Source organism: Polaromonas sp., assembly GCF_031411155.1.
Lineage (GTDB): Bacteria > Pseudomonadota > Gammaproteobacteria > Burkholderiales > Burkholderiaceae_C > Polaromonas.
In genome coordinates this window covers 15,530-41,791 of sequence record NZ_JANOAL010000292.1, presented here as the reverse complement: position 1 = coordinate 41,791, position 26,262 = coordinate 15,530, and the positions used below count along the sequence as shown (strand labels likewise).

Annotated in this window: 23 protein-coding genes; 21 read left to right on the top strand and 2 right to left on the bottom strand. The window is 63.0% G+C overall.

Annotated elements, in window-relative coordinates; genetic code table 11:
- Positions 1–342: 342 nt before the first annotated feature.
- The 5 genes from RMO23_RS17290 to RMO23_RS17270 are packed head-to-tail and all read left to right on the top strand — an operon-like array spanning position 343 to position 7,780.
- Positions 343–3,255, top strand: coding sequence for a 2-oxoglutarate dehydrogenase E1 component (locus RMO23_RS17290; protein WP_309683994.1), 2,913 nt, complete (start codon positions 343–345; stop codon positions 3,253–3,255).
- Positions 3,256–3,302: 47 nt separating this feature from the next.
- Complete coding sequence (gene odhB / locus RMO23_RS17285) at positions 3,303–4,577, top strand: 2-oxoglutarate dehydrogenase complex dihydrolipoyllysine-residue succinyltransferase (RefSeq protein WP_309683992.1); 1,275 nt, start codon at positions 3,303–3,305, stop codon at positions 4,575–4,577.
- Between the two features lie 10 nt (positions 4,578–4,587).
- The gene (lpdA, locus tag RMO23_RS17280) at positions 4,588–6,015 is read left to right on the top strand and encodes a dihydrolipoyl dehydrogenase (protein ID WP_309683991.1); all 1,428 of its coding nucleotides are present in this window, start codon (positions 4,588–4,590) and stop codon (positions 6,013–6,015) included.
- Positions 6,016–6,032: 17 nt separating this feature from the next.
- On the top strand, positions 6,033–7,136 hold the full coding sequence (gene zapE / locus RMO23_RS17275; RefSeq protein ID WP_309683989.1) for a cell division protein ZapE: 1,104 nt from the start codon (positions 6,033–6,035) through the stop codon (positions 7,134–7,136).
- On the top strand, positions 7,133–7,780 hold the full coding sequence (locus RMO23_RS17270; protein WP_309683987.1) for a hypothetical protein: 648 nt from the start codon (positions 7,133–7,135) through the stop codon (positions 7,778–7,780). The genes zapE and RMO23_RS17270 overlap by 4 nt, the downstream gene beginning before the upstream one ends.
- A gap of 3 nt (positions 7,781–7,783) precedes the next feature.
- Here RMO23_RS17270 and RMO23_RS17265 read toward each other — a convergent pair whose 3' ends face one another.
- Entirely contained in the window at positions 7,784–8,542 is a 759-nt protein-coding gene (locus RMO23_RS17265; protein WP_309683986.1) for a protein phosphatase 2C domain-containing protein, read from the bottom strand.
- Between the two features lie 87 nt (positions 8,543–8,629).
- Between RMO23_RS17265 and RMO23_RS17260 the strand changes: the two genes are divergently transcribed.
- Together RMO23_RS17260 and RMO23_RS17255 are read left to right on the top strand one after the other, a co-directional pair.
- Positions 8,630–8,833 carry a DUF465 domain-containing protein gene (locus tag RMO23_RS17260; protein ID WP_309683984.1) on the top strand — a complete coding sequence of 68 codons (204 nt, stop codon included), beginning with the start codon at positions 8,630–8,632 and terminating at the stop codon, positions 8,831–8,833.
- Positions 8,833–10,866, top strand: coding sequence for an ATP-dependent DNA helicase (locus RMO23_RS17255; protein WP_309683982.1), 2,034 nt, complete (start codon positions 8,833–8,835; stop codon positions 10,864–10,866). The genes RMO23_RS17260 and RMO23_RS17255 overlap by 1 nt, the downstream gene beginning before the upstream one ends.
- On the opposite strand, the gene RMO23_RS17250 is transcribed toward RMO23_RS17255, so the two are convergent.
- On the bottom strand, positions 10,829–11,653 hold the full coding sequence (locus RMO23_RS17250) for an outer membrane protein assembly factor BamD (RefSeq protein ID WP_309683980.1): 825 nt from the start codon (positions 11,651–11,653) through the stop codon (positions 10,829–10,831). The two genes, RMO23_RS17255 and RMO23_RS17250, sit on opposite strands and share 38 nt — an antisense overlap.
- Positions 11,654–11,670: 17 nt before the next feature.
- On the opposite strand from RMO23_RS17250, the gene RMO23_RS17245 reads away from it, so the two are divergent.
- The 14 genes from RMO23_RS17245 (at position 11,671) to hflX (ending at position 26,225) form a co-directional block, all read left to right on the top strand.
- On the top strand, positions 11,671–12,705 hold the full coding sequence (locus RMO23_RS17245; protein ID WP_309683979.1) for an RluA family pseudouridine synthase: 1,035 nt from the start codon (positions 11,671–11,673) through the stop codon (positions 12,703–12,705).
- 140 nt (positions 12,706–12,845) lie between these two features.
- A complete protein-coding gene (gene scpB / locus RMO23_RS17240) occupies positions 12,846–13,595 on the top strand; it encodes an SMC-Scp complex subunit ScpB (protein WP_309683977.1) in 750 nt (249 codons plus the stop codon).
- Positions 13,592–15,202, top strand: coding sequence for a pseudouridine synthase (locus RMO23_RS17235; RefSeq protein WP_309683975.1), 1,611 nt, complete (start codon positions 13,592–13,594; stop codon positions 15,200–15,202). The genes scpB and RMO23_RS17235 overlap by 4 nt, the downstream gene beginning before the upstream one ends.
- Before the next feature lie 131 nt (positions 15,203–15,333).
- Positions 15,334–15,759: a nucleoside-diphosphate kinase gene (gene ndk, locus RMO23_RS17230; protein WP_309683973.1), complete on the top strand. Its 426-nt coding sequence runs from the start codon at positions 15,334–15,336 to the stop codon at positions 15,757–15,759.
- Between the two features lie 79 nt (positions 15,760–15,838).
- Positions 15,839–16,996, top strand: coding sequence for a 23S rRNA (adenine(2503)-C(2))-methyltransferase RlmN (gene rlmN, locus RMO23_RS17225; RefSeq protein WP_309683971.1), 1,158 nt, complete (start codon positions 15,839–15,841; stop codon positions 16,994–16,996).
- On the top strand, positions 16,993–17,802 hold the full coding sequence (gene pilW, locus RMO23_RS17220; protein ID WP_309683969.1) for a type IV pilus biogenesis/stability protein PilW: 810 nt from the start codon (positions 16,993–16,995) through the stop codon (positions 17,800–17,802). Before rlmN ends, pilW begins: the two co-directional genes overlap by 4 nt.
- Positions 17,795–18,772, top strand: coding sequence for a helix-turn-helix domain-containing protein (locus RMO23_RS17215; protein ID WP_309683967.1), 978 nt, complete (start codon positions 17,795–17,797; stop codon positions 18,770–18,772). The genes pilW and RMO23_RS17215 overlap by 8 nt, the downstream gene beginning before the upstream one ends.
- Positions 18,772–20,058 carry a flavodoxin-dependent (E)-4-hydroxy-3-methylbut-2-enyl-diphosphate synthase gene (gene ispG / locus RMO23_RS17210; RefSeq protein WP_405041625.1) on the top strand — a complete coding sequence of 429 codons (1,287 nt, stop codon included), beginning with the start codon at positions 18,772–18,774 and terminating at the stop codon, positions 20,056–20,058. The genes RMO23_RS17215 and ispG overlap by 1 nt, the downstream gene beginning before the upstream one ends.
- Positions 20,055–21,422 carry a histidine--tRNA ligase gene (gene hisS / locus RMO23_RS17205; protein ID WP_405041628.1) on the top strand — a complete coding sequence of 456 codons (1,368 nt, stop codon included), beginning with the start codon at positions 20,055–20,057 and terminating at the stop codon, positions 21,420–21,422. Before ispG ends, hisS begins: the two co-directional genes overlap by 4 nt.
- Before the next feature lie 93 nt (positions 21,423–21,515).
- Entirely contained in the window at positions 21,516–22,214 is a 699-nt protein-coding gene (locus tag RMO23_RS17200) for a tetratricopeptide repeat protein (RefSeq protein WP_309683963.1), read from the top strand.
- The gene (bamB, locus tag RMO23_RS17195; protein ID WP_309683962.1) at positions 22,211–23,359 is read left to right on the top strand and encodes an outer membrane protein assembly factor BamB; all 1,149 of its coding nucleotides are present in this window, start codon (positions 22,211–22,213) and stop codon (positions 23,357–23,359) included. Before RMO23_RS17200 ends, bamB begins: the two co-directional genes overlap by 4 nt.
- Positions 23,360–23,383: 24 nt before the next feature.
- Positions 23,384–24,727: a ribosome biogenesis GTPase Der gene (gene der / locus RMO23_RS17190; RefSeq protein ID WP_309683961.1), complete on the top strand. Its 1,344-nt coding sequence runs from the start codon at positions 23,384–23,386 to the stop codon at positions 24,725–24,727.
- A 50-nt stretch (positions 24,728–24,777) separates the two neighbouring features.
- Positions 24,778–25,047 (top strand): RNA chaperone Hfq, encoded by a 270-nt coding sequence (hfq, locus tag RMO23_RS17185; RefSeq protein ID WP_309683960.1) that lies wholly within the window; start codon positions 24,778–24,780, stop codon positions 25,045–25,047.
- The gene (gene hflX / locus RMO23_RS17180) at positions 25,044–26,225 is read left to right on the top strand and encodes a GTPase HflX (RefSeq protein WP_405041627.1); all 1,182 of its coding nucleotides are present in this window, start codon (positions 25,044–25,046) and stop codon (positions 26,223–26,225) included. The genes hfq and hflX overlap by 4 nt, the downstream gene beginning before the upstream one ends.
- Positions 26,226–26,262: the final 37 nt, after the last annotated feature.

The window sequence follows — 26,262 nt, the reverse complement described above, 5'->3', positions numbered from 1 at the left end:
CAAGAACGCCGGGCCGCCGGTCTGGGAGGTGGTTGAAAGCTATCTGCGGGCGCAAAAAGTGGTCAAACCGGTCAAGCCCAACACGCCCGCGCTGGTTGGCATGGCCGGCAATCCGGGGCTGGCCTGAGGCGCGCTTTCAGGAGATCAAAAGAACGGTCGTTCGCAATGGGAATGGCCGGCCAATTTCCTGATTCGCCCGTTCGGTGGCACAATCCACTGTGTCTCTGAAGGCCCTTCCTGCCACAGTCGCATCCGCTAATCGGTCCAGCCGTGTTGCGGAAGGTTAATCAACCAGCTTTAACCAGCTAATGTTTCCTCAAGGGAAACGGAGGTCAGCGGAATATGAGTTCCAATGCACAGTCGCCTGCATCTGCAGCGTACACACCCGCGTCAATCTACGCAGCCTACCAGGGCAACACCTATCTTTTCGGCGGCAATGCGCCCTATGTCGAAGAGATGTACGAAAACTACCTTGCCAACCCCGGTAGCGTGCCCGACACCTGGCGCGATTATTTCGACGCGCTGCAGCATGTGCCCGCCGTGGATGGCAGCAACGCGAGGGACGTGGCGCACCTGCCGGTCGTCAACGCCTTCGCCGAGCGCGCCAAACAGGGCCAGACCCGGGTCGTGCTGGCCAGTGGCGCCGACTCCGAAATGGGGCGCAAGCGCACCGCCGTCCAGCAGCTGATTGCCGCTTACCGCAACGTCGGCGCCCGCTGGGCCGACCTGGACCCGCTCAAGCGCGCCGAACGCGACAAGATTCCCGAGCTGGAGCCGTCGTTCTACGGCTTCACCGATGCCGACCAGGAAACCGTGTTCAACACCAGCAACACCTTCTTCGGCAAAGACACCATGAGCCTGCGCGAGCTGATGAACGCGCTGCGCGAGACCTATTGCGGCACGATTGGCGCCGAGTACATGTACGCCACCGACCAGATCCAGAAACGCTGGTGGCAGCAAAAGCTCGAATCGATTCGCAGCCAGCCCAATTTCACCAAAGAGAAAAAACTTCACATCCTCGACCGCCTGAGCGCGGCCGAAGGCCTTGAGCGCTTTTTGCACACCAAGTTTGTCGGCCAGAAGCGCTTCTCGCTGGAAGGCGGCGAAAGCTTTATCGCCAGCATGGACGAGCTGATCCAGCAGGGAGGCATCAAGGGCGTGCAGGAAATCGTCATCGGCATGGCGCACCGTGGCCGCCTCAACGTGCTGGTCAACTCCCTGGGCAAGGTGCCGGCCGACCTGTTTGCCGAGTTTGACCACACCGCCCCCGAAGACCTGCCCAGCGGCGACGTGAAATACCACCAGGGTTTCAGCTCCGACGTGACCACCCCCGGTGGCCCGGTGCACCTGAGCCTGGCCTTCAACCCGTCGCACCTTGAAATCGTCAATCCGGTGGTGGAAGGCTCGGTGCGTGCCCGCATGGATCGTCGCGATGACCCGCTTGGCAAGCAGGTGCTGCCGGTGCTGGTGCACGGTGACGCCGCGTTCGCAGGGCAGGGCGTGGTGATGGAAACGCTGGCGCTGGCCCAAACCCGCGGTTATTCCACGGGCGGCACGGTGCACATCGTGATCAACAACCAGATCGGCTTTACCACCAGCGACCCGCGCGACAGCCGTTCCACGCTGTATTGCTCCGACGTCGTCAAGATGATTGAAGCGCCTGTGCTGCACGTCAACGGTGACGACCCGGAAGCCGTGGTGCTGGCGACCCAGCTGGCGCTGGAGTTCCGCATGGAGTTCCAGAAGGATGTCGTGGTTGACATCATCTGCTTCCGCAAACTGGGCCACAACGAGCAGGACACGCCTGCGCTGACCCAGCCGCTGATGTACAAAAAGATTGCGCAGCACCCCGGCACCCGCAAACTCTACGCCGACAAGCTGTCGGCTCAGGGCATGGGCGAGACGCTGGGCGACGACATGGTCAAGGCCACGCGCGCCGCACTCGATGCCGGCAAGAGCACCTTTGACCCGGTGCTGACCAACTTCAAAAGCAACTATGCGGTTGACTGGAGCCCTTACCTTGGCAGGAAATGGACCGATGCGGGCGACACGGCCATCCCGATGGCCGAGTGGAAGCGTCTGGCTGAAAAAATCACCTCGATTCCTGCCAGCGTGACGCCTCACAACCTGGTGAAAAAAGTCTATGACGACCGTGCGGCCATGGGCCGGGGTGACATTCCCGTGGACTGGGGCATGGGTGAGCACATGGCGTTTGCCTCGCTGGTGGCCAGCGGCTACCCGGTACGTTTGTCGGGTGAAGACTGCGGACGCGGTACCTTCACCCACCGCCATGCCGTGATTCACGACCAGAGCCGTGAGAAATGGGATACCGGAACCTACGTGCCGCTGGAAAACGTGGCCGAAAAGCAGGCCCCGTTTGTGGTGATCGATTCCATCCTGTCCGAGGAAGCCGTGCTGGCTTTCGAATACGGCTATGCCTCCAACGATCCCAACACGCTGGTGATCTGGGAAGCCCAGTTCGGCGACTTTGTCAACGGCGCGCAGGTCGTGATCGACCAGTTCATTGCCTCCGGCGAAGTGAAGTGGGGCCGTGTCAATGGCATCACCCTGATGCTGCCTCACGGCTATGAAGGCCAGGGCCCCGAGCACAGCTCGGCGCGCCTGGAGCGCTTCATGCAGCTGTCGGCCGACACCAACATGCAGGTGGTGCAGCCCACCACGGCCAGCCAGATCTTCCACATTTTGCGCCGTCAGATGGTGCGCAACCTGCGCAAGCCGCTGATCATCATGACGCCCAAGTCGCTGCTGCGCAACAAGGACGCGACCTCGCCGCTGTCCGAGTTCACCAAAGGCAGCTTCCAGACCATCATTCCCGAGACCAAGGAAGAGATCACTAAAAAAGCCGACAAGGTCAAGCGCATCATTGCCTGCTCGGGCAAGGTGTACTACGACCTGGTCAAGAAGCGCGAAGAAAAAGGCGCTGACGATGTGGTGATTTTGCGTGTCGAGCAGCTCTATCCCTTCCCGCACAAGGCATTTTCGGCGGAACTGAAAAAGTACCCGAATGTCACCGACATCGTGTGGTGCCAGGACGAGCCGCAAAACCAGGGCGCCTGGTTCTTTGTGCAGCATTACATCCACGAGAACATGCTTGAAGGCCAGAAGCTCGGCTACTCGGGCCGTGCAGCCTCGGCTTCGCCGGCCGCGGGGTATTCATACCTGCACCAGGAACAGCAAAAAACACTGGTCGATGGCGCGTTTGCCAAGCTCAAGGGTTTTGTGCTGACCAAGTAAGGTCCGGGCCAAGCCAATAAACACAAAAACATACACGAAAGAATCACATGGCTATCGTAGAAGTCAAAGTCCCCCAGTTGTCCGAGTCCGTGGCCGAGGCCACCATGCTGCAGTGGAAAAAGAAGGTCGGTGAGGCCATCGCCGTTGACGAAATCCTGATCGAAATCGAAACCGACAAGGTGGTGCTGGAGGTGCCCGCGCCCTCAGCCGGCGTGCTGACCGAACTGCTCGTGGCCGACGGCGGCACGGTGGTGTCCGACCAGGTCATCGCCCGGATTGATACCGAGGGCAAGGCCGGTGCTGCATCGGCTCCGGCTGCGGCTGCGGCCGCCGCCCCGGCACCGGCCGCAGTGGCAACCGCCCCGGCGCCCGCGCCGGCTGCAGGTGGCGCCATGGCCGGCGTGCCCATGCCCGCCGCCGCCAAGCTGATGGCCGACGGCAACCTGGCCGCCGGCTCGGTGCCCGGCACCGGCAAGGATGGCCGCGTCACCAAGGGCGATGTGCTGGCCGCCGGCACCGCAGGTGCTAGCAAATCAGTAGCAGCTGCTGCAATTCCGACGGGGGCTCCGGCCGCATCCTTGCCTCAGGTGGCGGCTTCCGCCAAGCCGGCGGACCTCGGTGAGCGCCCCGAGCAGCGCGTGCCCATGAGCCGCCTGCGCGCCCGTATTGCCGAGCGCCTGCTGCAGTCGCAATCAACCAATGCCATTTTGACCACCTTCAATGAAGTCAACATGGCGCCCGTCATGGACATGCGCAAGCGGCTGCAGGAGAAGTTTGAAAAGGAGCACGGCGTCAAGCTGGGCTTCATGAGCTTTTTCGTCAAGGCGGCCGTGCATGCGCTGAAAAAATTTCCGCTGCTCAATGCCTCGGTCGATGGCAACGACATTGTTTACCACGGCTACTTTGACATCGGTATCGCCGTGGGTTCACCGCGCGGCCTGGTGGTGCCGATCTTGCGCAATGCCGACCAGATGAGCTTTGCCGACATCGAGAAGAAGATTGGCGAGTACGGTGCCAAGGCCCGCGACGGCAAGCTGGGCATTGAAGAGATGACCGGCGGCACCTTTTCGATCAGCAATGGCGGCACTTTTGGCTCCATGCTGTCCACCCCCATCATCAACCCGCCGCAGTCGGCCATTTTGGGCGTGCACGCCACCAAGGACCGCGCCGTGGTTGAGAACGGTGTCGTGGTGGTTCGCCCCATGAACTACTTCGCCATGAGCTACGACCACCGCATCATCGACGGCCGCGAAGCCGTGCTGGGCCTGGTGGCCATGAAGGAAGCGCTGGAAGATCCGGCCCGTCTGCTGTTTGACATCTAAGGAGCCGAGCATGTCCAAACAATTTGACGTGATCGTCATCGGTGGCGGTCCTGGCGGCTACATTGCGGCCATTCGCGCAGCCCAGCTGGGTTTTAACGTCGCCTGCATCGACGAGTGGAAAAATGCCAAGGGCGGCCCGGCGCTGGGCGGCACCTGCACCAACGTCGGCTGCATTCCCTCCAAGGCGCTGCTGCAGTCGTCCGAATATTTTGACCATGCCGGCCACCACTTTGCCGAGCACGGCATCGAGGTCAAGGGCCTGGGTCTGGATCTGGCGAAAATGGTGGCCCGCAAGGACAGCGTCGTCAAGCAGAACAACGACGGCATCGTCTACCTGTTCAAGAAGAACAAGGTGACTTTCTTCCACGGGCGCGGCTCTTTTGCAGCGGCCAAGGACGGTGCCTACGAGATCAAGGTTGCCGGTGCCGCCGAGGAAGTCATATCGGGCAAGCACATCATTGTGGCCACCGGCTCGAACGCCCGCGCCCTGCCAGGCACGCCGTTTGACGAGGAAAACATCCTGTCCAACGATGGCGCGCTGCGCATTGGCGCGGTGCCGAAAAAGCTGGGCCTGATTGGCTCGGGCGTGATCGGCCTGGAGATGGGCTCGGTCTGGCGCCGCCTTGGGGCGGACGTCACGGTGCTGGAAGGCCTGCCCACCTTTCTGGGCGCGGTGGACCAGCAGATTGCCAAGGAAGCCCATAAAGCGTTCGTCAAACAGGGGTTGAAGATCGAACTTGGCGTGACGGTGGGAGAGATCAAGTCCGGCAAAAAAGGCGTGTCCATCGCTTATGTGGATGCCAAGGGCGCGGCGCAGGCACTGGAGGTTGACAAGCTGATTGTCTCGATCGGCCGCGTCGCCAACACCATTGGGCTGGCGCCCGAGGCGGTCGGCCTGGCGCTGGACGAGCGCGGCGCGATTGTGGTGGACGGTGATTGCAAAACCAATTTGCCGAATGTCTGGGCGGTGGGAGATGTGGTGCGCGGCCCGATGCTGGCGCACAAGGCCGAGGAAGAGGGCGTTGCGGTGGCAGAACGCATTGCGGGGCAACACGGCCATGTCAACTTCAACACCATTCCGTGGGTGATTTACACCAACCCCGAGATCGCCTGGGTTGGCCAGACCGAGGAACAGCTCAAGGCCGCTGGACGCGCCTACAAGGCCGGCACCTTCCCCTTCATGGCCAATGGCCGCGCCCGGGCGCTGGGCGACACCACCGGCATGGTGAAAATGCTGGCCGATGCCGCCACCGATGAGATTCTGGGCGTCCACATCGTGGGGCCCATGGCCAGTGAGCTGATTGCCGAATGCGTGGTGGCGATGGAGTTCCGCGCCAGCAGTGAAGACATCGCGCGCATCTGCCATGCGCATCCGTCGCTCAGTGAAGCCACCAAAGAGGCGGCGCTGGCAGTGGACAAGCGCACCCTGAACTTCTGACGAGCCCGGCGCAGTTGGTGACCCAGTCAGTGCGCGCTGCCTACGAGGCAGAACTTGCATCGCGGGCTTACGTCAGTGACCCGGCCCAGCTGCGTGCCGTGGAGGCGCTGGAACGCTGCGCCACCGAGTGGGCGGCGTTCAAGGAGCAGCGCTCCAACGCCCTCAAGAAGCTGATCAACCGGCCCGACATTCCGCGTGGTGTATACATGCACGGTGGGGTGGGGCGTGGCAAGAGTTTTTTGATGGACTGCTTTTACAACGCCGTGCCGCTGCGGCGCAAGACCCGGCTGCATTTTCACGAGTTCATGCGTGAGGTGCACCGGGAGCTGCAGGACCTGCAGGGCACCGTGAATCCACTCGATGAACTGGGCCGGCGCATCGCCAAACGCTACCGGCTGATCTGCTTTGACGAGTTTCATGTGTCGGACATCACCGATGCCATGATTCTTCACCGGCTACTGGCGGCACTGTTTGACAACGGGGTCGGTTTTGTCACGACCTCGAATTTTCATCCGGACGATTTGTACCCCAACGGCCTGCATCGCGACCGGATTTTCCCGGCCATGGCGCTGCTCAAGGCCCATCTGGAAGTGATCAGTGTCGACAATGGCACCGACTACCGGCGCCGTACCCTGGAGCATGCCAGGCTTTACCTCACGCCGCTGGGTGCCCAGGCCGATGCCGACATGAGGGAAACTTTTGAGTCGCTGGCCGAGTCCCAAGACGAAGACCCGGTGCTGCATATCGAGTCCAGGCAGATCCAGGCCCGGCGAAAAGCCGGGAGCGTGGTGTGGTTTGACTTCAAGACGCTGTGCGGCGGGCCGCGCTCGCAAAACGATTACCTGGAAATTGCCACCCAGTTCCATACCGTGTTGCTGAGCGAGGTGCCGCACATGCCGGTGCGCATGGCTTCGGAGGCCAGGCGCTTTACCTGGCTGGTTGACGTGCTGTATGACCGGCGCGTCAAGCTCATCATGTCGGCAGCCGTCGCGCCCGAGGCGTTGTACACGGAGGGGCCGCTGGCGCATGAGTTTGTCCGCACCGTTTCGCGACTGAACGAAATGCAGTCCATGGAATTTTTGGCCCTTGAACGCAGGGACGTGGACACGACGCTGACATGAAACAGATCACCACCGCTTTCTTTTTGACCACGCTGAGCCTGCTTGCCGGAGCCCAGTCCGTAGCCCCGGCAGCACAAACCGCCACGATGGAGGCCGAGCGTAACCGGATCAGTGCCGATCGGGCCAGGCTGGAAGCCGGTTTTCTGGCCGAAGATGCCGCCTGCTACAAGCGCTTTTTCGTCAACAACTGCCTGGCCGAGGTCAATGTCCGGCGGCGTGAGACGATGGCAGACCTCAGGCGGCAGGAGATTTCGCTCAATGATGAGGAGCGAAAAATCAAGGGTGCGGAGCAAATCCGGAAAATCGAAGAAAAATCGTTGCCCGAACGGCAGCAGGAAGCGGCGGCCAGCCGGTCGCAGGCCCTGCAGGACAGCCAGACGCGGCTGGACCGGGAAAAGAAGGCACAAGAAGATCGCGCAGCCGCGCAGTCCCGCGAAAAGGCCAACAGCCAGGCCAGCGCCGATCGACTGAAAAGCCATCAGGCCAAAACCCAGGCACGGCAGGCCGCACAGGTGGGTGACGCCGAAGAGGCTAGAAAATTCAACGCGCGCCAGAAAGAAGCCCAGCAACGGCGTGCCCAGCACGAGAGTGAGCGGCTCAAACGGATGAAGCCGCCCGCCAAGTCGTTGCCCTTGCCGGAATAAGCGCTAGCCCAGAGGTTCGAGCTTGACGACGACCAGCGACAGGTTGTCTCCGGCGCCTCGGGCCCGCGATCTGGCTTTTTGAATCAGGAACTCGGTCGCCTCGCGCGGGGACAGCATGGTCAGCGCAGAGCCCATTTCGCTGGCACTGAAGTAATGCCAGACGCCATCGCTGCAAGCCAGCAGCACATCGTCTGGACGCAGTTGCGGAATGAAGTGCTGCGTCATGGGCGGCGAGTCTTCGGTGCCCAGGCAACCCATCAAAATATTGGACTGGGGGTGAACATTGGCCTCGTCCTCGGTAATCTCGCCCTTGTCGACCAGCGTTTGCACATACGAGTGGTCCGTCGTGCGGTGAATCAGCTTGCCGCCCTGGTAATGGTAAATCCGCGAGTCGCCGGTATGCACCCAGTGGCATTCACCGCCCGGGTTGATCAAAAACGCCGCCATGGTGCTGTGCGGCTCCTGTTCCGCAGAAATTGCGGTCAGCTTGATGACAATGTGGGCTTCTTCAATGATCTGTTTGAGCATTGACGGTGCGTCATCGGTTTCCGGTGCGTAGCGATCAAAAAGCTGTTTGGCCGTCAGCATGACCTGGTCCGAGGCCTTGCGGCCGCCGCTGCGCCCGCCCATGCCGTCGGCGACGATGCCCAGCATGCAGCCTGGAATGCGCGAATGGGCGAACAGGTTGACCTGGTCTTGCTGGTAGTCCCGGTCACCTTTGTGGATGCCGGTGGATGCGGTGATTCGATAGCCTTTGGACATTGTGTAGTCTCTCAAGCCTCGAGGACTCGATTTGTGGTCGCAATCGACGTATTATGAGATGAAGCAGCGCGTACGGACAAAAAAACCTTGGACCTCAATTTACATTCCCCGGAACGGCGGCTGATCGAACTCAAAATTGAGCACGCGGATCTGAACGCCCTGGTTGATCTGGCTGCGCACGCCTTGCCGCTGGACGAGTTGCGGCTCAGGCGGCTTAAAAAGCGTCGCCTGCAGCTACGCGATCAAATCTCATTGCTTGCAGAGTCGCTGGACCCGCCCGAGCCCGCCTGATGACGCTTGCGCTTGAAGTTGAAGAGGCGTTTGCCCCAAGTGGCGTGCTGTCGCGGGCGGCCGAGCATTTCGTGCCGCGCAGTGGCCAGACCGAGATGGCGCTGGCGGTGGCGCGCGCCATTGAGGGAGCCTACCCGCTGGTCGTCGAAGCCAGCACCGGCGTTGGCAAGACATTTTCCTACCTCGTTCCGGCGCTGCTCAGTGGCGAACGGGTGTTGCTGTCGACAGCGACGAAAGCCCTGCAGGACCAGTTGTTTGGCCGCGATTTGCCCAAGCTGGTCGAGGCGCTTGGCTTGCCGGTGCGCACCGCGCTGCTCAAGGGACGCGCCAGCTACCTGTGCCTGCACCGCATGGAGATGGCGCGCCAGGAGACGCATTTGCCCGATGGCGTTTCGGCCCGCGCGCTGGGTCGCGTCGAAGAGTGGTCGCAGGCGACGCGTACCGGCGATCTGGCCGAGCTTGCGGGGCTGGATGAGCGCTCACCGCTGATCCCCTGGGTGACGTCGACCCGCGAGAACTGCCTGGGCGCGCAATGCCCGCGGTTTCGCGCCTGCCATGTCAACCTGGCCCGCCGGGAGGCGATGGCGGCCGACGTAGTTGTGGTCAATCATCACCTCTTCTTCGCCGATCTGGCGGTTCGCGAGTCGGGCGTGGCGGAACTGCTGCCATCCGTGCGCATTGCGATTTTTGATGAAGCACACCAGCTCAACGAAACCGGCGTGCAGTTTCTGGGCAAAAACCTGACCACTGGCCAGCTGCTCGACTTTTCGCGCGACATGCTGGCCGCCGGGCTGCAGCTGGCGCGCGGCCTGGTGGACTGGCAAGAGGTGGTCGGCGCGACCGAACTGGCGGCCCGGGAGTTGCGCCTGTGCGCGGGCAAGCAATACCCGGGCACCAAGCTGCGCTGGACCGAAGAAGCGCCTGAAGGCCTGAACCCCGACGAGTGGCGGCAGGCGCTGGAAGGCGTTAACGCAGCCTGCCAGCAGGCCTGCGCGGCACTTGATACGGTCACCGAAATTGCCCCCGACTTTTCCCGGCTACATGAACGCGCGACCGAACTTGCGGCGCGGGCGGACGGCTTTTGCCAGTCTGGCGAGCCCGGTTGCGTGCGCTGGGTCGATGTGGGGGCACAGTTGCGGCTGGTCGAGTCGCCGCTGGACATTGCCAAGGCGGTCAAGAGCAAGATGCTCGGCGCCAGCGGGAAGGGCGGGCAAGGCGAGGAAAACGCGGAGACCAAAAAGACCTGGATATTTACCTCCGCCACGCTGGGCGACGACGACAAGCTGAGCTGGTTTACCCAGCCCTGCGGCCTGGAGAGCGCGACGGTGTTGCGGGTCGGCAGCCCGTTCGACTATGCGCGGCAGGCCGCGCTGTACGTGCCGCCCAGTTTCCCCAAGCCCGGCGACCCGATGCACACGACCCGCGTGGCCGAGTCTGCGGCCGTCTGGTCGCGGCAACTGGGCGGGCGAACCATGGTGCTGACCACCACGCTAAAGGCCTTGCGGTTGATAGGCGAGCTGTTGCGGGCGAGTTTCGAGGACGCAGGCGACATCGAGGTTCTGGTGCAGGGCGCCATGCCCAAGCGGGTGTTGATTGAGCGCTTCAGGCAAGGCAACACCCAGGGCGGCAGGGGCTGTGTGCTGGTGGCTTCCGCATCGTTCTGGGAAGGCATTGACGTGCCTGGCGACGCGCTGCAACTGGTCATCATCGACAAGCTGCCTTTTCCGCCGCCGAACGACCCGCTGGCCGAGGCCCGGTCAAAAATGATCGAATCGCAGGGGCGCAGTGCGTTCAACGACTATTTTCTGCCCGAGGCTGCGGTCGCGCTGAAGCAGGGGGCGGGGCGCTTGATACGCCGGGAAACCGACCAGGGTGTTCTGGTGGTGTGCGACAGCCGCCTGGTGTCCATGGGCTATGGCCGCAGGCTGCTCAGGGCCTTGCCTGCCATGCAGCGCTTGAACTCAGAGCAGGAATTGATGGACAGGCTCGCAGGACTTACCAGAACTTGTACCACGGGCTGTCCACAGACTTGAAGCCCTTGGCCAGGTAGTCGCTGTTGGGGTAGGATTTTTCCATGATGCGGCGCGTGTCATCACGCAATTCCGCCATGCCCAGCGCGTCGTAGGACTTGTACAGAATGTAGATGGCTTCCTCGAGCGCCGGCACATCGCGGTAGTCGGCAATGGCGCTTTGCGCACGATTGATGGCGGCGATGTAGGCGCCGCGTGAATAGTAGTAACGGGCCACATGCACTTCCGACTGGGCCAGCGAATTCACGATGTAGTTCATGCGCAGGCGTGCATCGGGCGTGTAACGCGATTCCGGAAAACGGGCCACCAGCTCCTTGAACGACTCAAACGATTCCTTGGCGGACTTCTGGTCGCGCTCGGCCAGGTCCTGGCGCGAGATGAAGCCGAACAGACCCAGGTTGTCGTTGAAGTTGACCAGGCCCTTGAGGTAAAGCGCATAGTCCATGGCCGGGCTGGCCGGGTGCAGCTTGATGAAGCGGTCCAGCGTGGCAATCGCCTGGGCCTGCTCGCCACCCTTGTACTGGGCATAAGCCTTTTCAATCTGGGCCTGTTGCGCCAGCGGTGTGCCAGCAGCGCGGCCTTCAAGCTTTTCAAACAGCGGAATAGCCTTGTCGTAGGCGCCGGAGTTCGCCTCATCCTTGGCTTCCGCGTAGATCTTGTTGGGGCTCCATGTTGCGGTGCGATCTACCGTGGGGGTGCTGGAGCAGCCCGCAATCAACAAAGACAGGGCGCAAATGGCTGCGGCAAGCGGCGATGCATTGGGAACAACCGATAATTTGGTGGAAAACATTGCACTCAACCTTCTTGATGACTGACTCTGAAACTGACCCACTGATTATATCGGGCGCCACTGCGGCCAATACCCCTGCCGACGATGCGCTGGAGGAGGGAGAGGCCAACGCGGAGGTGGAGCTGCGTTGCGTCGCCGTGCCGGTTGAATGCCACGCCAGCCGCCTGGACCGCGCATTGGCCGGCATCGTGCCCGAGTTCTCGCGCAGCTACCTGCAGCAGTTGATCGAAGCCGGGCTGGTGCAGCTCAATGGCCGCGCCGTGACCAAAACCTCCGCCAAAGTCAAGGCGGGGGATGAACTCGTTATCGAGCTGCGGCCGACGCCACAAAGCCAGGCGTTCAAGCCCGAGACCCTGGTGCTGGACATCGTGTTTGAAGACGCCTGGCTGATGGTGATCAACAAGCCGGCCGGGCTGGTGGTGCATCCAGCGCCCGGCAACTGGAGCGGCACTCTGCTCAATGGGCTGCTGGCGCATGACCCGCAGGCCGCGTTTTTGCCGCGCGCCGGCATCGTGCACCGTCTCGACAAGGACACCAGCGGGCTGATGGTGGTGGCGAGGCAGCGCCAAACCATGGACCAGTTGGTCGCGATGATTGCCGCGCGCCATGTCAGCCGGGAATACATTGCGCTGGCGCATGGTGCCTGGCAGGGTCCCAAGAATCGGGAAGTCCATGCGGCGATTGGCCGCGACCCCCGCAACCGGCTGCGCATGGCGGTGGTTGACCTCGAAAAAAACTCCGGCAAGCAGGCCCTGACGGTGGTCTCGCTGTTGCAAAGCGCCGCGCAGCATTGCCTGGTCAGGTGCAGGCTGCATACCGGGCGCACGCACCAGATCCGGGTCCACATGGCGCTGCTCGGGCATCCGCTGGTGTCCGATGCGTTGTATGGCGGCGCGGCGGCGGGGGGATTGCAGCGCCAGGCCTTGCATGCGTGCAGGCTGGCGTTTGCGCACCCGGTGACCGGCGCAGCCATGGAATTCAGGACCTTGCCACCGCCGGATTTGCAGGCGGCTTTGGCGGGTTTTGGCCTGATATACAATCAAAGTTCGTAGTTTTCAGCTACCCGCAACATGGCGCCCCTTGACAAGGCGGCAGCGCATGGATGCATGACGCGTACTAGCCGCGTAACAAGCTGCGTTGAAGAGCTTTACCCGCCTTTGCTTTTTCCCGCCTTTTTTCGAAAAGACCAACCATGAATACGACGGATGCGAAGCGCGTCCTCGAAACAGCACTCATTTGCGCACAGCAGCCGCTGCCTTTGCGCGAAATGGGCGTTTTGTTTAACGGGGCATTGACCGCCGACAGCCTCAAGCTGGTACTGGAAGACCTGCAAAACGACTGGTCAGGACGCGGTGTGGAACTCGTCCATGTGGCGACCGGCTGGCGCTTTCAGAGCCGGCCGCAGATGCGCGAATACCTGGACCGGCTTCATCCCGAAAAGCCGCCCCGCTACAGCCGCGCCACGCTGGAGACGCTGGCCATCATTGCCTATCGCCAGCCGGTCACGCGCGGCGACATGGAAGACATACGCGGCGTCACGATCAACAGCATGATCCTCAAGCAACTGGAGGATCGCGGCTGGGTGGAGGTGATCGGGCACAAGGAAACCGTGGGCCGCCCCGCGCTTTTCGCCACGACCCGGCAGTTTCTCGATGACCTTGGCGTCGAATCGCTGGATCAGCTACCGGCCATGGAAAGCCCGTCGGCCCAGGCCGCCATGGTTGAACAGATCGAGCTGGCCAGTGCCGAGCCCCTGCTACTACCCGAGGCGGACTCTGCCGAGGGTTTGCGGACGGTCGATGCCGAGACCGGGGAGTCAGAAATGGCGCTGGACCCGCATGAAGCCGTGCATGATCCCGCGTCGCAAGAAGGTGAAATGGCCGCGTCCGATTCCCTGGAACCGGATGCCAGCGGTTCCACACATTTGAATGTAAAAACATGAATCAACATGATCATCCGGTTTCCGGAACCCCGATTGAGCCAGAAAATGAGTCAAACAAGGCTCCAGCCCGGGAGCAACACGCTCAGGATGCTCCTGATTTGATAGCGAAAGAGGCTTCTCAGGGCGAACCCCTTCCGGCCGGCGGACGTGCTGCGCGCGCGCCTGCGGCGACCACCATCCGGTTTGAAGACGTGGTGACCGGCCAGTTCGACGCCGATGAGGCGGACGCCGGCGTGGAATTGTCCAAGCGGGTGCTGCTGCCGCAGCCCGAAACCCCCAAGCTGCACAAGGTGCTGGCGCAGGCCGGCCTCGGTTCGCGGCTCGAAATGGAGCAGCTGATTCTGGAGGGACGTATTTCGGTCAATGCCGACCCCGCCCACATTGGCCAGCGCATCCAGTTTGGCGATACCGTCAAGGTCAATGGCAAGCCGATCCGGCTGCGCATCGACCCGCCGCCGCCGCGCGTGATTGCGTACCACAAGCCGGTCGGCGAGGTCGTCACCCATGATGACCCGCAGAACCGGCCAACGGTGTTCCGCCGCCTGCCCAAGTTGTTTCAGGGCAAATGGCAGTCGGTGGGGCGGCTTGACCTGAATACCGAAGGTTTGTTGCTGCTGACGAGCTCGGGCGAGTTGGCCAACAAGTTAATGCACCCACGCTTTGGGCTTGAGCGTGAATACGCGGTGCGGGTGCTCGGTGCGCTGAACAATGAAGAAAAAAAACGGCTTCTCGAGGGCGTGCAGCTGGATGATGGCGTGGCCCAGTTCGGCTCCATCGAGGCCGGCGGCGGCGAAGGGGCCAACTGCTGGTACCGGGTCACCATTTCCGAGGGGCGCAATCGCGAAGTCAGGCGCATGTTCGAGGCGGTCGGTCATGCGGTGAGCCGGCTCATCCGCATTCGCTACGGCGCCATGGTGCTGCCGCGCGGACTCAAGCGGGGCGCTTTTGTCGAGCTCGACGAGCGTGATATCTGGGCCTTGACCAACGCGGTGAGCCGCTCCGAATCCCGCGCTGATTCGCGTGCCGTGCCCGGCGGCCAGGCCGGCCCGGCAGGTGAAACCGGTGGCGAGCAGCGCCAGGGTCCGCGCCGCAATGAGCGCTCACGCGGCAACCGCAACCGGCCGCCGGCCAACATGGGCCGGCCGGCCGAGGGCCAGCCACCAGCCGATGACGAGCAGGAGCCGCACGAGCTGCAGCCGCCGCTCAACCGCACGAACGCCGCGCCCGGTGGCAACCGGCGTCGTGGCGGCGCCGGGCGCAACCCGGGCGGCAACTTTGGCGCCGGTCCGCGCAACGGTCCGCCGCCTGGCAATGGCGTGCCGGGCCAGCGGCGGCGCGATGACCGCGGGGACCGCAATGACCGCGGTGACAAGGGCACCGGCGGCCAGCCGGACCCGATGAAAACTTCTTTTGGCTACATTGGCGCCGATACCTTCACCCGACAGCGCCAGGCCCAAGGGCCGGGGCAGCGCCGTTCGGGCGGTGGAGGCTCGGGTATGGGCGGCGGTGGCGGTCAGCGCCGCAGCGGGGGCAATAGCGGCGGCGGTGGAAACCGGGGCGGCGGCAATCGCGGCGGCGGCGGTGGAAATCGCGGTGGAAATCGTTAAACCTACTCGAAGTATTTCATTTTGCGGGATTGAACAGAACACTGGGGCCCGCAGGTTAAAATTATGGGCTTTATTCAGTAGCTGAATAATTTTTAAAATCCACGTTAAAGATTCAAGGTCAAGGAAAACTCATGGCGATCGAACGCACCCTCTCCATCATCAAACCCGACGCAGTGGCCAAAAATGTGGTCGGCCAGATTTATGCACGCTTTGAAGCCGCCGGCCTGAAAGTGATCGCCGCCAAAATGGCACACCTGTCGCAAGGCGAAGCCGAAGCGTTTTACGCCGTGCACAAAGAGCGTCCATTCTTCAAGGACCTGGTGTCCTTCATGGTTTCCGGCCCGGTCATGATTCAGGCGCTGGAAGGCGAAGGCGCCATTCTGAAAAACCGCGACCTGATGGGCGCGACCGATCCCAAGAAGGCTGCCGCAGGCACCATTCGTGCCGACTTCGCGGACAGCATTGATGCCAACGCCGTTCACGGTTCTGATGCCGCCGAAACCGCCCAGGCGGAAATCGCGTTCTTCTTTGCCGGAATGAACGTTTACTCGCGCTAACCATGCCTGGCCCCATGTCTTGCTACCCCCAGCCGGGGTCGTCGCTTGCCTGGGGCGGCCCGGCGTGTCGCTCGCCGCGATGACGGTCAACCTTCTTGATTACGATCTGGAAGGCCTTGCCGCCTTTTGCGAGCAGCTAGGCCAAAAGCGCTTTCGTGCGACCCAGCTTTTTCGCTGGATTCACCAAAAAGGCGCTTCCGATTTTGAACAGATGACCGATCTGGCCAAGTCGCTGCGCGAAAAACTTGCCGGCGCGGCCCATGTCCACGGGCTCAAGCTGGTCTCTCGCCACGAGTCTGCCGACGGCACCATCAAGTGGCTGTTTGACGTGGGCGCCGGCGATGTCATCGAAACCGTTTTTATCCCCGAAACCGATCGCGGAACCCTGTGCATTTCGTCGCAGGCCGGCTGTGCCGTGGGCTGCCGCTTTTGCTCGACCGGGCACCAGGGCTTCAGCCGCAACCTCACCACCGGCGAGATCATTTCCCAGCTGTGGTTTGCCGAACACTTTCTGCGCCAGCATCTGGGCCGGCAAAACCAGCAGGAACGCGTCATTTCCAATGTGGTGATGATGGGCATGGGCGAGCCGCTGCAGAATTATTCGCAGCTGCTGCCGGCGCTGAGGGTGATGCTGGACGACCATGGCTATGGCTTGTCGCGCCGCCGGGTTACGGTGTCGACCTCTGGCGTGGTACCCATGATTGACCGGCTGGCAAAAGACTGTCCAGTGGCACTGGCGGTGTCGCTGCATGCGCCGCAGGATGCGCTGCGCGACAACCTGGTGCCGCTCAACAAAAAATACCCGATTGCCGAATTGCTGCAGGCCTGCACCCGTTACCAGGCGGCGGCGCCGCGTGACTTCATCACGTTTGAATACTGCATGCTGGACGGCGTCAATGACCAGCCCGAGCATGCGCGCGAACTGGTGGCGCTGATGAAAACACACGCAGCCCAAGGACTTTCGTGCAAATTCAACCTGATCCCGTTCAATCCATTTCCGGCCTCCGGTTTGAAGCGCTCCAGCATGCCGCAGGTGATGGCGTTCGCCAAAATACTGCTCGATGCCGGCATCGTCACCACGGTGCGCAAAACCCGTGGCGACGACATCGACGCGGCCTGCGGGCAACTGGCCGGCGATGTGCAGGACCGCACTGGCGTGGACCAGCGCATGGCGGCGCAGCGTCAGGGTATGCTTGCCGGAATCAAGGTGGTGGTGGCCAAGGAGATGGATATATGAGGCTTGTTGTCAATGCTATCGGTATGTCTGTTTGCTGGGCCGCCGTGTTGCTGTCGGGCTGTGCCGGACAGCCGGGCGCGTTGCCCGCATCCAGCAATCGAAGCGACATCGTCACCGAATCGGACGAGCCCGACCAGCGCCGGCGTGCCCGGCTGCGCCTTGAACTGGCGGCCGGCTATTACGAACAGGGGCAGACCAATGTCGCGCTCGATGAAATCAAGCAGGCGCTGGTGATCGATCCGACGTTTGGCGATGCCTACAACATGCGCGGGCTGGTTTACATGCGGCTTAACGACATCCCGCTGGCCGAAGACAGTTTTCGCCGAGCGCTGACGCTCAATTCGCGCGACGCCGACGTGGCGCACAACTACGGCTGGCTGCTTTGCCAGCAGGCGCGCTACGGCGAATCTTTCCGGCTGTTTGCGCAGGCAAGCGCCAACCCCACCTACGGCGGCAAGGCCAAGACCCTGATGACCCAGGGTGTGTGCCAGGTGCGCGCCGGGATGCGGGCCGAGGCCGAACAAAGCCTGATGCAGTCCTACGAGCTCGATGCGGGCAACCCGGTGACGGGCTACAACCTGGCCAGTCTCTTGTACGAGCGCGGTGACCTGACGCGCGCGCAGTTTTACATTCGGCGCCTCAACAACAGCGATCTGGCCAACGCCGAAACGCTCTGGCTGGGCATCAAGACCGAGCGAAAGCTGAACAACCGTGAAGCGGTTCAGCAACTCGGCGATCAGCTGAAGAAACGATTTGCGCAGTCGGTCCAGGCCGCCGCTTACGAAAAAGGTGCGTTCAATGAGTGATGTGGCACCGGCGCTGGCCGGACATTCCTTTGGCCATGCGGATGCAGCGGGCTTTGGCCACAACCCCGAGCCGGTCCAGCAGGGCCCCTCGGCCGGCACCTTGTTGCGCCGCGCCCGCGAAGCGGCCGGTTTGCACATTGCCGCGCTGGCGGTTTCACTCAAGGTACCGGTCAAAAAACTCGAAGCGCTGGAGCAGGACCGGTATGACTTGCTGCCCGACCTGGTGTTTGCGCGCGCCCTGGCCTCCAGCGTCTGCCGCACCCTGAAGGTGGATGCGGGGCCGGTGCTTGAACGCCTGCCCCAGACGGCGGCGCCGCAGCTGGCGACCCGGAGCGCCAGCATCAATGCGCCGTTTCGCTCGCCCAGGGATGGGCCGGGACCGTCCATGTTCGGGCAGCTTTCACGGCCTGTGGTGCTGGCCGGTCTGGCGCTGCTGCTGGGTGCCTTGGTGCTGATTTTTTTGCCGGACATCAAGCTCCCGGTGCAACTTCAGTCAAGCATGGGCAGCAGTCCGGCAGCCGGGGTAGCCGGGCCAGACACCGCCGGTCAGCCCGCAGCGCAGGCCGGCGAGCCTCTGGCCGGCGGCCTGATTTCAACCGGGTCGTTGTCGTCGCTGACGCCTGCGGCCAATTCGGGCGCGGCGCCCATGCCCGCCGCCGCTCCAGTGGCCACCGCAAGCGCCACCCTTAGCGCGGCTGCCTCGCTGGCCAACCCGGGTGCGCCAGCGGAGGCGGGCGGCATCGTCACCTTCAGCGCCACCAGCGAGTCCTGGGTCAAGGTCACCGATGCCAAGGGCGCGGTGGTGCTGCGCCGCACCCTGGCGCCGGGCGAACGCGCGGCTGCAACCGGCGCCTTGCCCCTGACCGTCATTGTCGGCCGGGCCGACACCACACAGGTCCTGGTGCGGGGGCAGGTACTGAACCTGAGCGCCATGACCCGCGACAACGTAGCCCGATTCGAGGTGAAATAGTGCAGCCCTGTCTTCCCATCCCGTCGGCCTTTCCCAAAGCCCGGCATTCCGCCCAGGCCGAGGTGGCTTGGGGCTCGCGCATCGTGACCGTGGGCGGCGACGCGCCGGTGCGGATTCAGTCCATGACCAACACCGACACGGTGGATGCCATCGGCACCGCGATTCAGGTCAAGGAACTGGCGCTGGCCGGCTCCGAGATGGTGCGCATCACCGTCAACACGCCCGAGGCGGCCGAGGCCGTGCCGCATGTGCGCGACCAGCTGGACCGCATGGGCATCGACGTGCCGCTGATTGGCGACTTTCATTACAACGGTCACCGCCTGCTGACGGACTACCCGGCCTGCGCCCAGGCACTGTCCAAGTACCGCATCAACCCCGGCAATGTCGGCAAGGGCGACAAGCACGACCGGCAGTTTGGCCAGATGATAGACGCCGCCATGCGCTGGAACAAGGCGGTGCGCATTGGCGTGAACTGGGGCAGCCTGGACCAGGAGTTGCTGGCCAGCCTGATGGACGACAACAGTGCGCGCAGCGAGCCCTGGGATGCCAGGCAGGTCATGTACGAGGCCCTGATTACCTCGGCCCTCGATTCCGCCCGGCTTGCCGAGGGCATGGGCATGCGGCGCAACCAGATCATCCTGTCATGCAAGGTCAGCGGTGTGCAGGACCTGATCTCGGTCTACCGTGAACTGGCTAAACGCAGCGATTACGCGCTGCACCTTGGGCTGACCGAAGCCGGCATGGGCACCAAGGGCACGGTGGCCTCGGCGACCGCGTTGTCGATCCTGCTGCAGGAAGGCATTGGCGACACGATTCGTGTCTCGCTGACACCTCAGCCGGGCGAGGCGCGCACCCAGGAAGTCGTGATTGCCTCCGAGATTTTGCAGGCACTGGGCCTGCGCCACTTCGTGCCCAGCGTCACGGCCTGCCCCGGCTGCGGCCGCACCACCAGCACCACCTTTCAGGAACTGGCCAAGCAGATCGATGATTTCCTGCGCGCCCAGATGCCGGTCTGGCGCGAGCAGTACCCCGGTGTTGAAGAGCTCAAGGTCGCCGTCATGGGCTGCATCGTCAATGGGCCGGGTGAAAGCAAACATGCCGACATCGGCATCAGCCTGCCGGGCTCGGGCGAAGCGCCGGCCGCCCCGGTGTTTATTGATGGCGAGAAGAGGCTGACCCTGCGCGGCGAAAACATTGCGCGCGAGTTCCAGGTCATCGTTGAAAACTACATTGAAAAACGCTTTGGCAGCCAGACCGTCGCGCAAGCCGCCGACGAGGCCGCCTGACTCCCATGTCTGAAAAAACGACTGCCGGCCGGGCGGAGAAATCGCCCTTGGCCAAACCCGAAAAGCTTGTTGCCGTCAAAGGCATGAACGACATCTTGCCGCCCGATTCGGCGCGCTGGGAATGGCTGGAGGAGAAGGTGCGCTCGCTGATGCTGCGCTACGCCTACCGCAACATCCGCACGCCGATTCTTGAGCACACCCAGCTCTTTGTGCGCGGCATTGGCGAAGTCACCGACATTGTCGAAAAGGAAATGTATTCCTTTGAAGACCGCTCCGACAAACATGGTGACCACGACCACCTGACCATGCGGCCGGAGAACACCGCCAGCGTGGTGCGCGCGGTGACCGAGCACAACCTGCTGTACGAAGGCGGCAAGCGGCTTTACTACATGGGCCCAATGTTCCGGCGCGAGCGGCCGCAGCGTGGCCGTTACCGGCAGTTTCACCAGATCGGTGCCGAAGCCCTCGGCTTTGCCGGCCCCGAGGTCGACGCCGAGCTGATTCTGCTGGCCGCCGCGCTCTGGAAAGAACTTGGGCTGAGCGATTGGCGGCTCGAAATCAACAGCCTGGGCCAGCCCGACGAACGCGCGCTGCACCGGGCCCAGCTGATCGCCCATTTCGAGCAGCATGCCGACGCGCTCGACGATGAGGCGCGCCGACGCCTGCACAGTAACCCGCTGCGGATTCTGGACACCAAGAACCCGGCCATGAAGGCCGTGGTTGACAGTGCGCCCCGGCTGATCGATTTTCTGGGCGCGCAGTCGCTCGCGCATTTTGACGGGCTGAAGGCGATTCTTGATGCCAACGGCATTGCCTGGTCGCTCAACCCCCGCCTGGTGCGCGGGCTCGACTACTACAACCTCACGGTGTTCGAGTTCGTCACCGACCGTCTCGGCGCCCAGGGCACGATTTGCGCCGGCGGCCGCTACGACTACCTGGTTGAACAGATTGGCGGCAAGCCAGCGCCGGCGGTGGGCTGGGCGCTGGGGGTGGAGCGGGTGCTCGAACTCCTGAAAGAGCAGGGCGACGTGATAGCCGCTCCCGTGCCCGACGCTTACGCGGTCGTTCCCGACGCTTCTGCGCTGCCGCTGGTGCTGCGCGCGCTGCAGGCCCTGCGCGCGGCCGGCGTGAGCGTGCAGATGCATGCCAGCGCCAGCGCCGACGGCATGGGCAGCATGAAGTCGCAGTTCAAAAAGGCCGACGCCAGTGGCGCCCGCTTTGCGTTGATCTTCGGCGCAGCCGAGCTGGCCGAGGGTTGCGTCGCCGTCAAAGCGCTGCGCGGCGTCAAGGATGAAGCCGCGCCGGCCCAAAGCCTGCAGCGGCTGGACGACGTGCCGGCCTGGGCGCAGCTGCTGCGCGGCTGAGCCCGCGGCGCGGGCTTTGCGCCCTCTACAATCACCCCACGTCAATCGCCCCCCGCAATCGCCCTGGTACCGGGCAGAACCCACAGAATTTTTATGGCAAAACACCTCGATCTGGAAGAACAGGAACAGCTTGCTGAGCTCAAGCACTTCTGGCAGCAGTACGGCGACCTGATCACCTGGGTCCTGATTGCCGTTTTCGGCGCCATCGCGGCCTGGAACGGCTACCAGTACTGGCAGCGCAGCCAGGCGGCGCAGGCCTCCGTCATGTATGACGAAATCACGCGTGCCGTGCAGTCGGGCGATGCGGCCAAGATCGAGCGCTCGCTGGCCGACATGAAAGAGCGTTTTGGCGGCACCACCTACGCCCAGCAGGCCGGTTTGCTGGCCGCCCGTGCCTATTACGACAAAGGCAATGTCGATGCCTCGCTCGCGGCGCTGAACGGGGTGGCCGACAAGGCCTCCGATGAGGGCTACAAGGCGATTGCCCGGCTCCGCATGGCCGGCCTGTTGCTGGAGAAAAAATCCTATGACGAAGCGCTGAAGCAACTCGCGGGCGATTTCCCCAAGGATTTCGGGGCGCTGGCGGCTGACCGGCGCGGCGACATTCTGGCGGCCCAGGGCAAGAAGACCGAAGCCAAAGCGGAATACGAAAAGGCCTATCAGGGGCTCGACGAACGCGCTGACTACCGCCGCCTGGTCGAGGTCAAGCTCAATGCGCTGGGCGTGGACCCGGTCGCCGCGCCGGGCAAGCCGGCCGGCGATGCAGCCGCCGGTGAGGTGAAAAATAAATGAAATACCCATCATTTAAGCCTCTAGCCCAGGTAAAGCGTGCAGGTGTAGCTATTGTTTTGATAGCAACCCTGTCCGGTTGCTTTGGCGGCGGTGCGACCAGGCCGCAGCCCGCGGAACTGCAGGCGGTGACCGCGCTGGTATCGGCTCGCCAAAGCTGGAGCGCCCGCGTTGGCGAGGTGAACTTCCCGCTGCAAGTCAGTGTTTCGGGCAACAGCGTGGCCGTGGCCAGTGGCGACGGCACCGTGGCCCTGCTCGATGCGCAGACCGGCCGGGATGTGTGGCGTGTCGCCCTCAACACCCCGGTCGCGGCCGGCGTCGGCAGCGACGGCAAGGTGGCGGCCATTGTCACCAAGGCCAATGAAGTTGTTGCGCTGCAGGATGGCCGCGAGCTCTGGCGGCAAAAAGTCAATGCCCAGACCTTCACCGCGCCGTTTGTGGCGGGCGGGCGGGTATTCGTGTTGGCCGGCGACCGGTCTGTCAACGCCTTTGACGGCCAGACTGGCCGCAAACTGTGGGTCCAGCAACGCCCCAGTGAGCCTCTGGTGCTGCGCCAGTCCGGCGTGATGCTGGCCGTTGGCGACACCCTGGTGGTGGGCCTGGCGGGCCGGCTTGCGGGTCTTGACCCGAGCACCGGCAGCATTCGCTGGGAGGCGCCGCTGGCGTCGCCGCGCGGCGTCAACGATATAGAGCGCCTGGTCGATCTGGTCGGGCGCGTCAGCCGCCAGGGCGACGTCGTCTGCGCCCGGGCTTTTCAGGCCAGCATTGGCTGCGTCAATGCCGCGCGCGGCAGCCTGCTCTGGACCAAACCCGCCAACGGCGTGCAGGGCATAGACGGGGATGACAACCTGCTGCTGGGCAGCGAAGCCGACGGAACGGTACTGGCGTGGCGCCGCAGCGATGGCGAACGCGTCTGGACCACAGACCGGCTGCGCTACCGCAGCCTGACCGCGCCGCTGGTGGCCGGGCGGTCCGTCGTGATTGGCGATTTCGCCGGTTTTGTCCACCTGTTGTCGCGTGACGACGGCTCCCTGCTCAACCGCCTGCCGACCGACGGCTCCGCCATCGCCGCCGCCCCGGTGCTGGCCGGCAACACGCTGGTTGCGGTGACCCACAACGGCGGCATTTTTGGCTTCAAGCCCGAATAGCCGCCTCTTGCCAGAAACTGATTAATGAAACCTGTCATTGCCCTGGTTGGCCGCCCGAACGTGGGCAAGTCAACCATTTTTAACCGCCTGACCAAGACGCGGGACGCGATCGTGGCCGACTTTGCCGGCCTGACGCGCGATCGTCATTACGGCAACGGTTCGCTGGGCAGCCACGACTACATCGTGATTGACACCGGCGGTTTCGAGCCCGATGCCATCAGCGGCATTTACAAGGAAATGGCCAAGCAGACCCGGCAGGCGGTCGCGGAAGCCGATGTGGTGATTTTTGTGGTCGATGCGCGGGCCGGCATCAGCGCCCAGGACCACGACATCGCCAAATACCTGCGCAAGCTGGGCAAACCCACCGTGCTGACCGCCAACAAGGCCGAGGGCATGACCGAGGGCGTCCAGTTCTCCGAGTTTTTTGAACTCGGTCTGGGTGAAGTGCTGCCGGTGGCGGCCGCGCATGGCCAGGGCATGCGCCTGCTGGTCGATATGGCGCTGGAGCCGCTCAATCTGCCGGACCCCGACGAAGAGGTCGAGCCGCAAGACCCCTCCATCATCCGGCTGGCGGTGGCGGGTCGCCCCAATGTGGGCAAATCGACGCTGATCAATACCTGGCTGGGCGAAGAGCGGTTGGTGGCGTTTGACCTGCCTGGCACCACGCGCGACGCGATTTCGGTGCCGTTTGAGCGGGCCGGCCAGAAGTTTGAGCTGATCGACACCGCCGGCTTGCGCCGCAAGGGCAAGGTTTTCGAGGCCATCGAGAAGTTCTCTGTCGTCAAGACCCTGCAGGCCATAGAAAACGCCAACGTCGTGCTGCTGCTGCTCGATGCGACGCAGGGCGTGACCGATCAGGATGCGCACATTGCGGGCTACATTCTGGAAAGCGGCCGTGCCGTGGTGCTGGCCGTCAACAAGTGGGATGCGGTGGATGCCTACCAGCGCGAAATGGTCGAGCGCTCGATTGAAACCCGCCTGCCGTTCCTCAAGTTTGCCTCCATCCACCAGATATCGGCCATCAAGCGCCAGGGCCTGGCCCCGGTCTGGAAGTCGATTGTGCAGGCCCACGCCTCGGCCAACCGCAAGATGTCGACCCCGGTGCTGACGCGCCTGCTGCTCGAAGCGGTGCAGTTTCAGCAGCCCCAGCGTTCCGGCATGTTCCGCCCCAAGATGCGCTACGCCCACCAGGGCGGCATGAACCCGCCCATCATCATCATTCACGGCAATTCGCTGGAGCATGTCACCGAGGCCTATAAGCGCTACCTGGAAGGGCGCTTTCGCAAGGCCTTCGACCTGGTTGGCACGCCCATGCGCATCCAGCTGAAAAGCTCCCACAACCCCTTCACGGACAAGGAATCGGCTTAAGACTACAGGCGGGGCGAAAAGGCTGTGGTAAGGTCAGGTTCCATTAACTTTTGAACACGGAAAATATCGTGAGCAATAACAAAGGTCAGCTCTTGCAGGACCCATTTCTCAACACCTTGCGTCGCGAGCATGTGCCTGTTTCCATTTATCTCGTCAACGGGATCAAATTGCAGGGCCAGATCGAGTCTTTCGATCAATATGTGGTTCTGCTTCGCAATACGGTGACCCAGATGGTCTACAAGCATGCGATTTCCACCATCGTTCCCGGCCGCGCTGTGAATTTCGCCACCAGCGACTCTGAAGAAAGCCCGGCAAGCTGAGTTCCTATGATGCTCCGGTGACCAGACAAGTGCTCACCCTGCTTGTCGGGGTGGATCTGGGTTTGCCAAATTTTGATGCGGATTTGCAGGAACTGGGTTTGCTTGCGCAAACCGCGGGCCTGCAGCCGGTCGCGCGCATCACTTGCCGGCGCAAGGCGCCCGATGCCGCGCTTTTTATCGGCAGCGGCAAGGCCGACGAAATCAAGATGCTGGCGCTGGACACCGGCGCCACCGAGGTTTTGTTCGACCAGTCGCTGAGTCCGGCGCAGCAACGCAACCTTGAGCGGCATCTGGACATGCCGGTCAACGACCGCACGCTGCTGATTCTGGAGATTTTTGCCCAGCGCGCCCGCAGCCACGAAGGCAAGCTGCAGGTTGAACTGGCGCGCCTGCAGTACACCTCGACCCGCCTGGTGCGGCGCTGGTCGCACCTGGAGCGGCAAACCGGCGGTGCGGGTCTGCGCGGCGGCCCCGGAGAAAAGCAGATCGAACTCGACAAGCGCATGATTGGCGACGCCATCAAGCGGACCAAGGAGCGGCTGGTCAAGGTCAAGAAGCAGCGGCAAACCCAGCGCAAGCAGCGCGACCGCCGCAATGCCTTCAGCATCTCGCTGGTGGGCTACACCAATGCCGGCAAGTCCACCCTGTTCAATGCGCTGGTCAAGGCGCGTGCCTACACGGCCGACCAGCTGTTTGCCACGCTGGACACCACCACCCGGCAGCTGTATCTCGGTGATGCGGCGCGTTCGGCGTCGTTGTCGGACACGGTGGGCTTTATCCGCGACCTGCCGCACGGCCTGATTGACGCGTTTGCCGCCACCTTGCAGGAGGCCGCCGATGCCGACCTGCTGCTGCATGTGGTGGACGGCTCCAACCCCGACTATCTGGAACAGATCGAGCAGGTGCAGCGCGTGCTGGCCGAGATTGGCGCAGCCGACGTGCCGCAGATTCTGGTCTTTAACAAGCTCGATGCCATTGAAAACGGCAACTTGCCCCTGCAACTGCGTGACAGGTTTGAACTCAAGGATGCATTCGATGGCGCCAGCCGCAGTGTTGAGCGCGTTTTTGTGAGCGCCCAGACCGGTGAAGGCCTGCCCGTGCTGCGCGAGTTGCTGGCCAGCCACGCAGCCGATGTGTCAACGCAGGAAAGTCTGCTGACCATCGACATCCTTGCCTGATCGGGCTATTTCATTAGGCACAATGTCGGTGTAACAG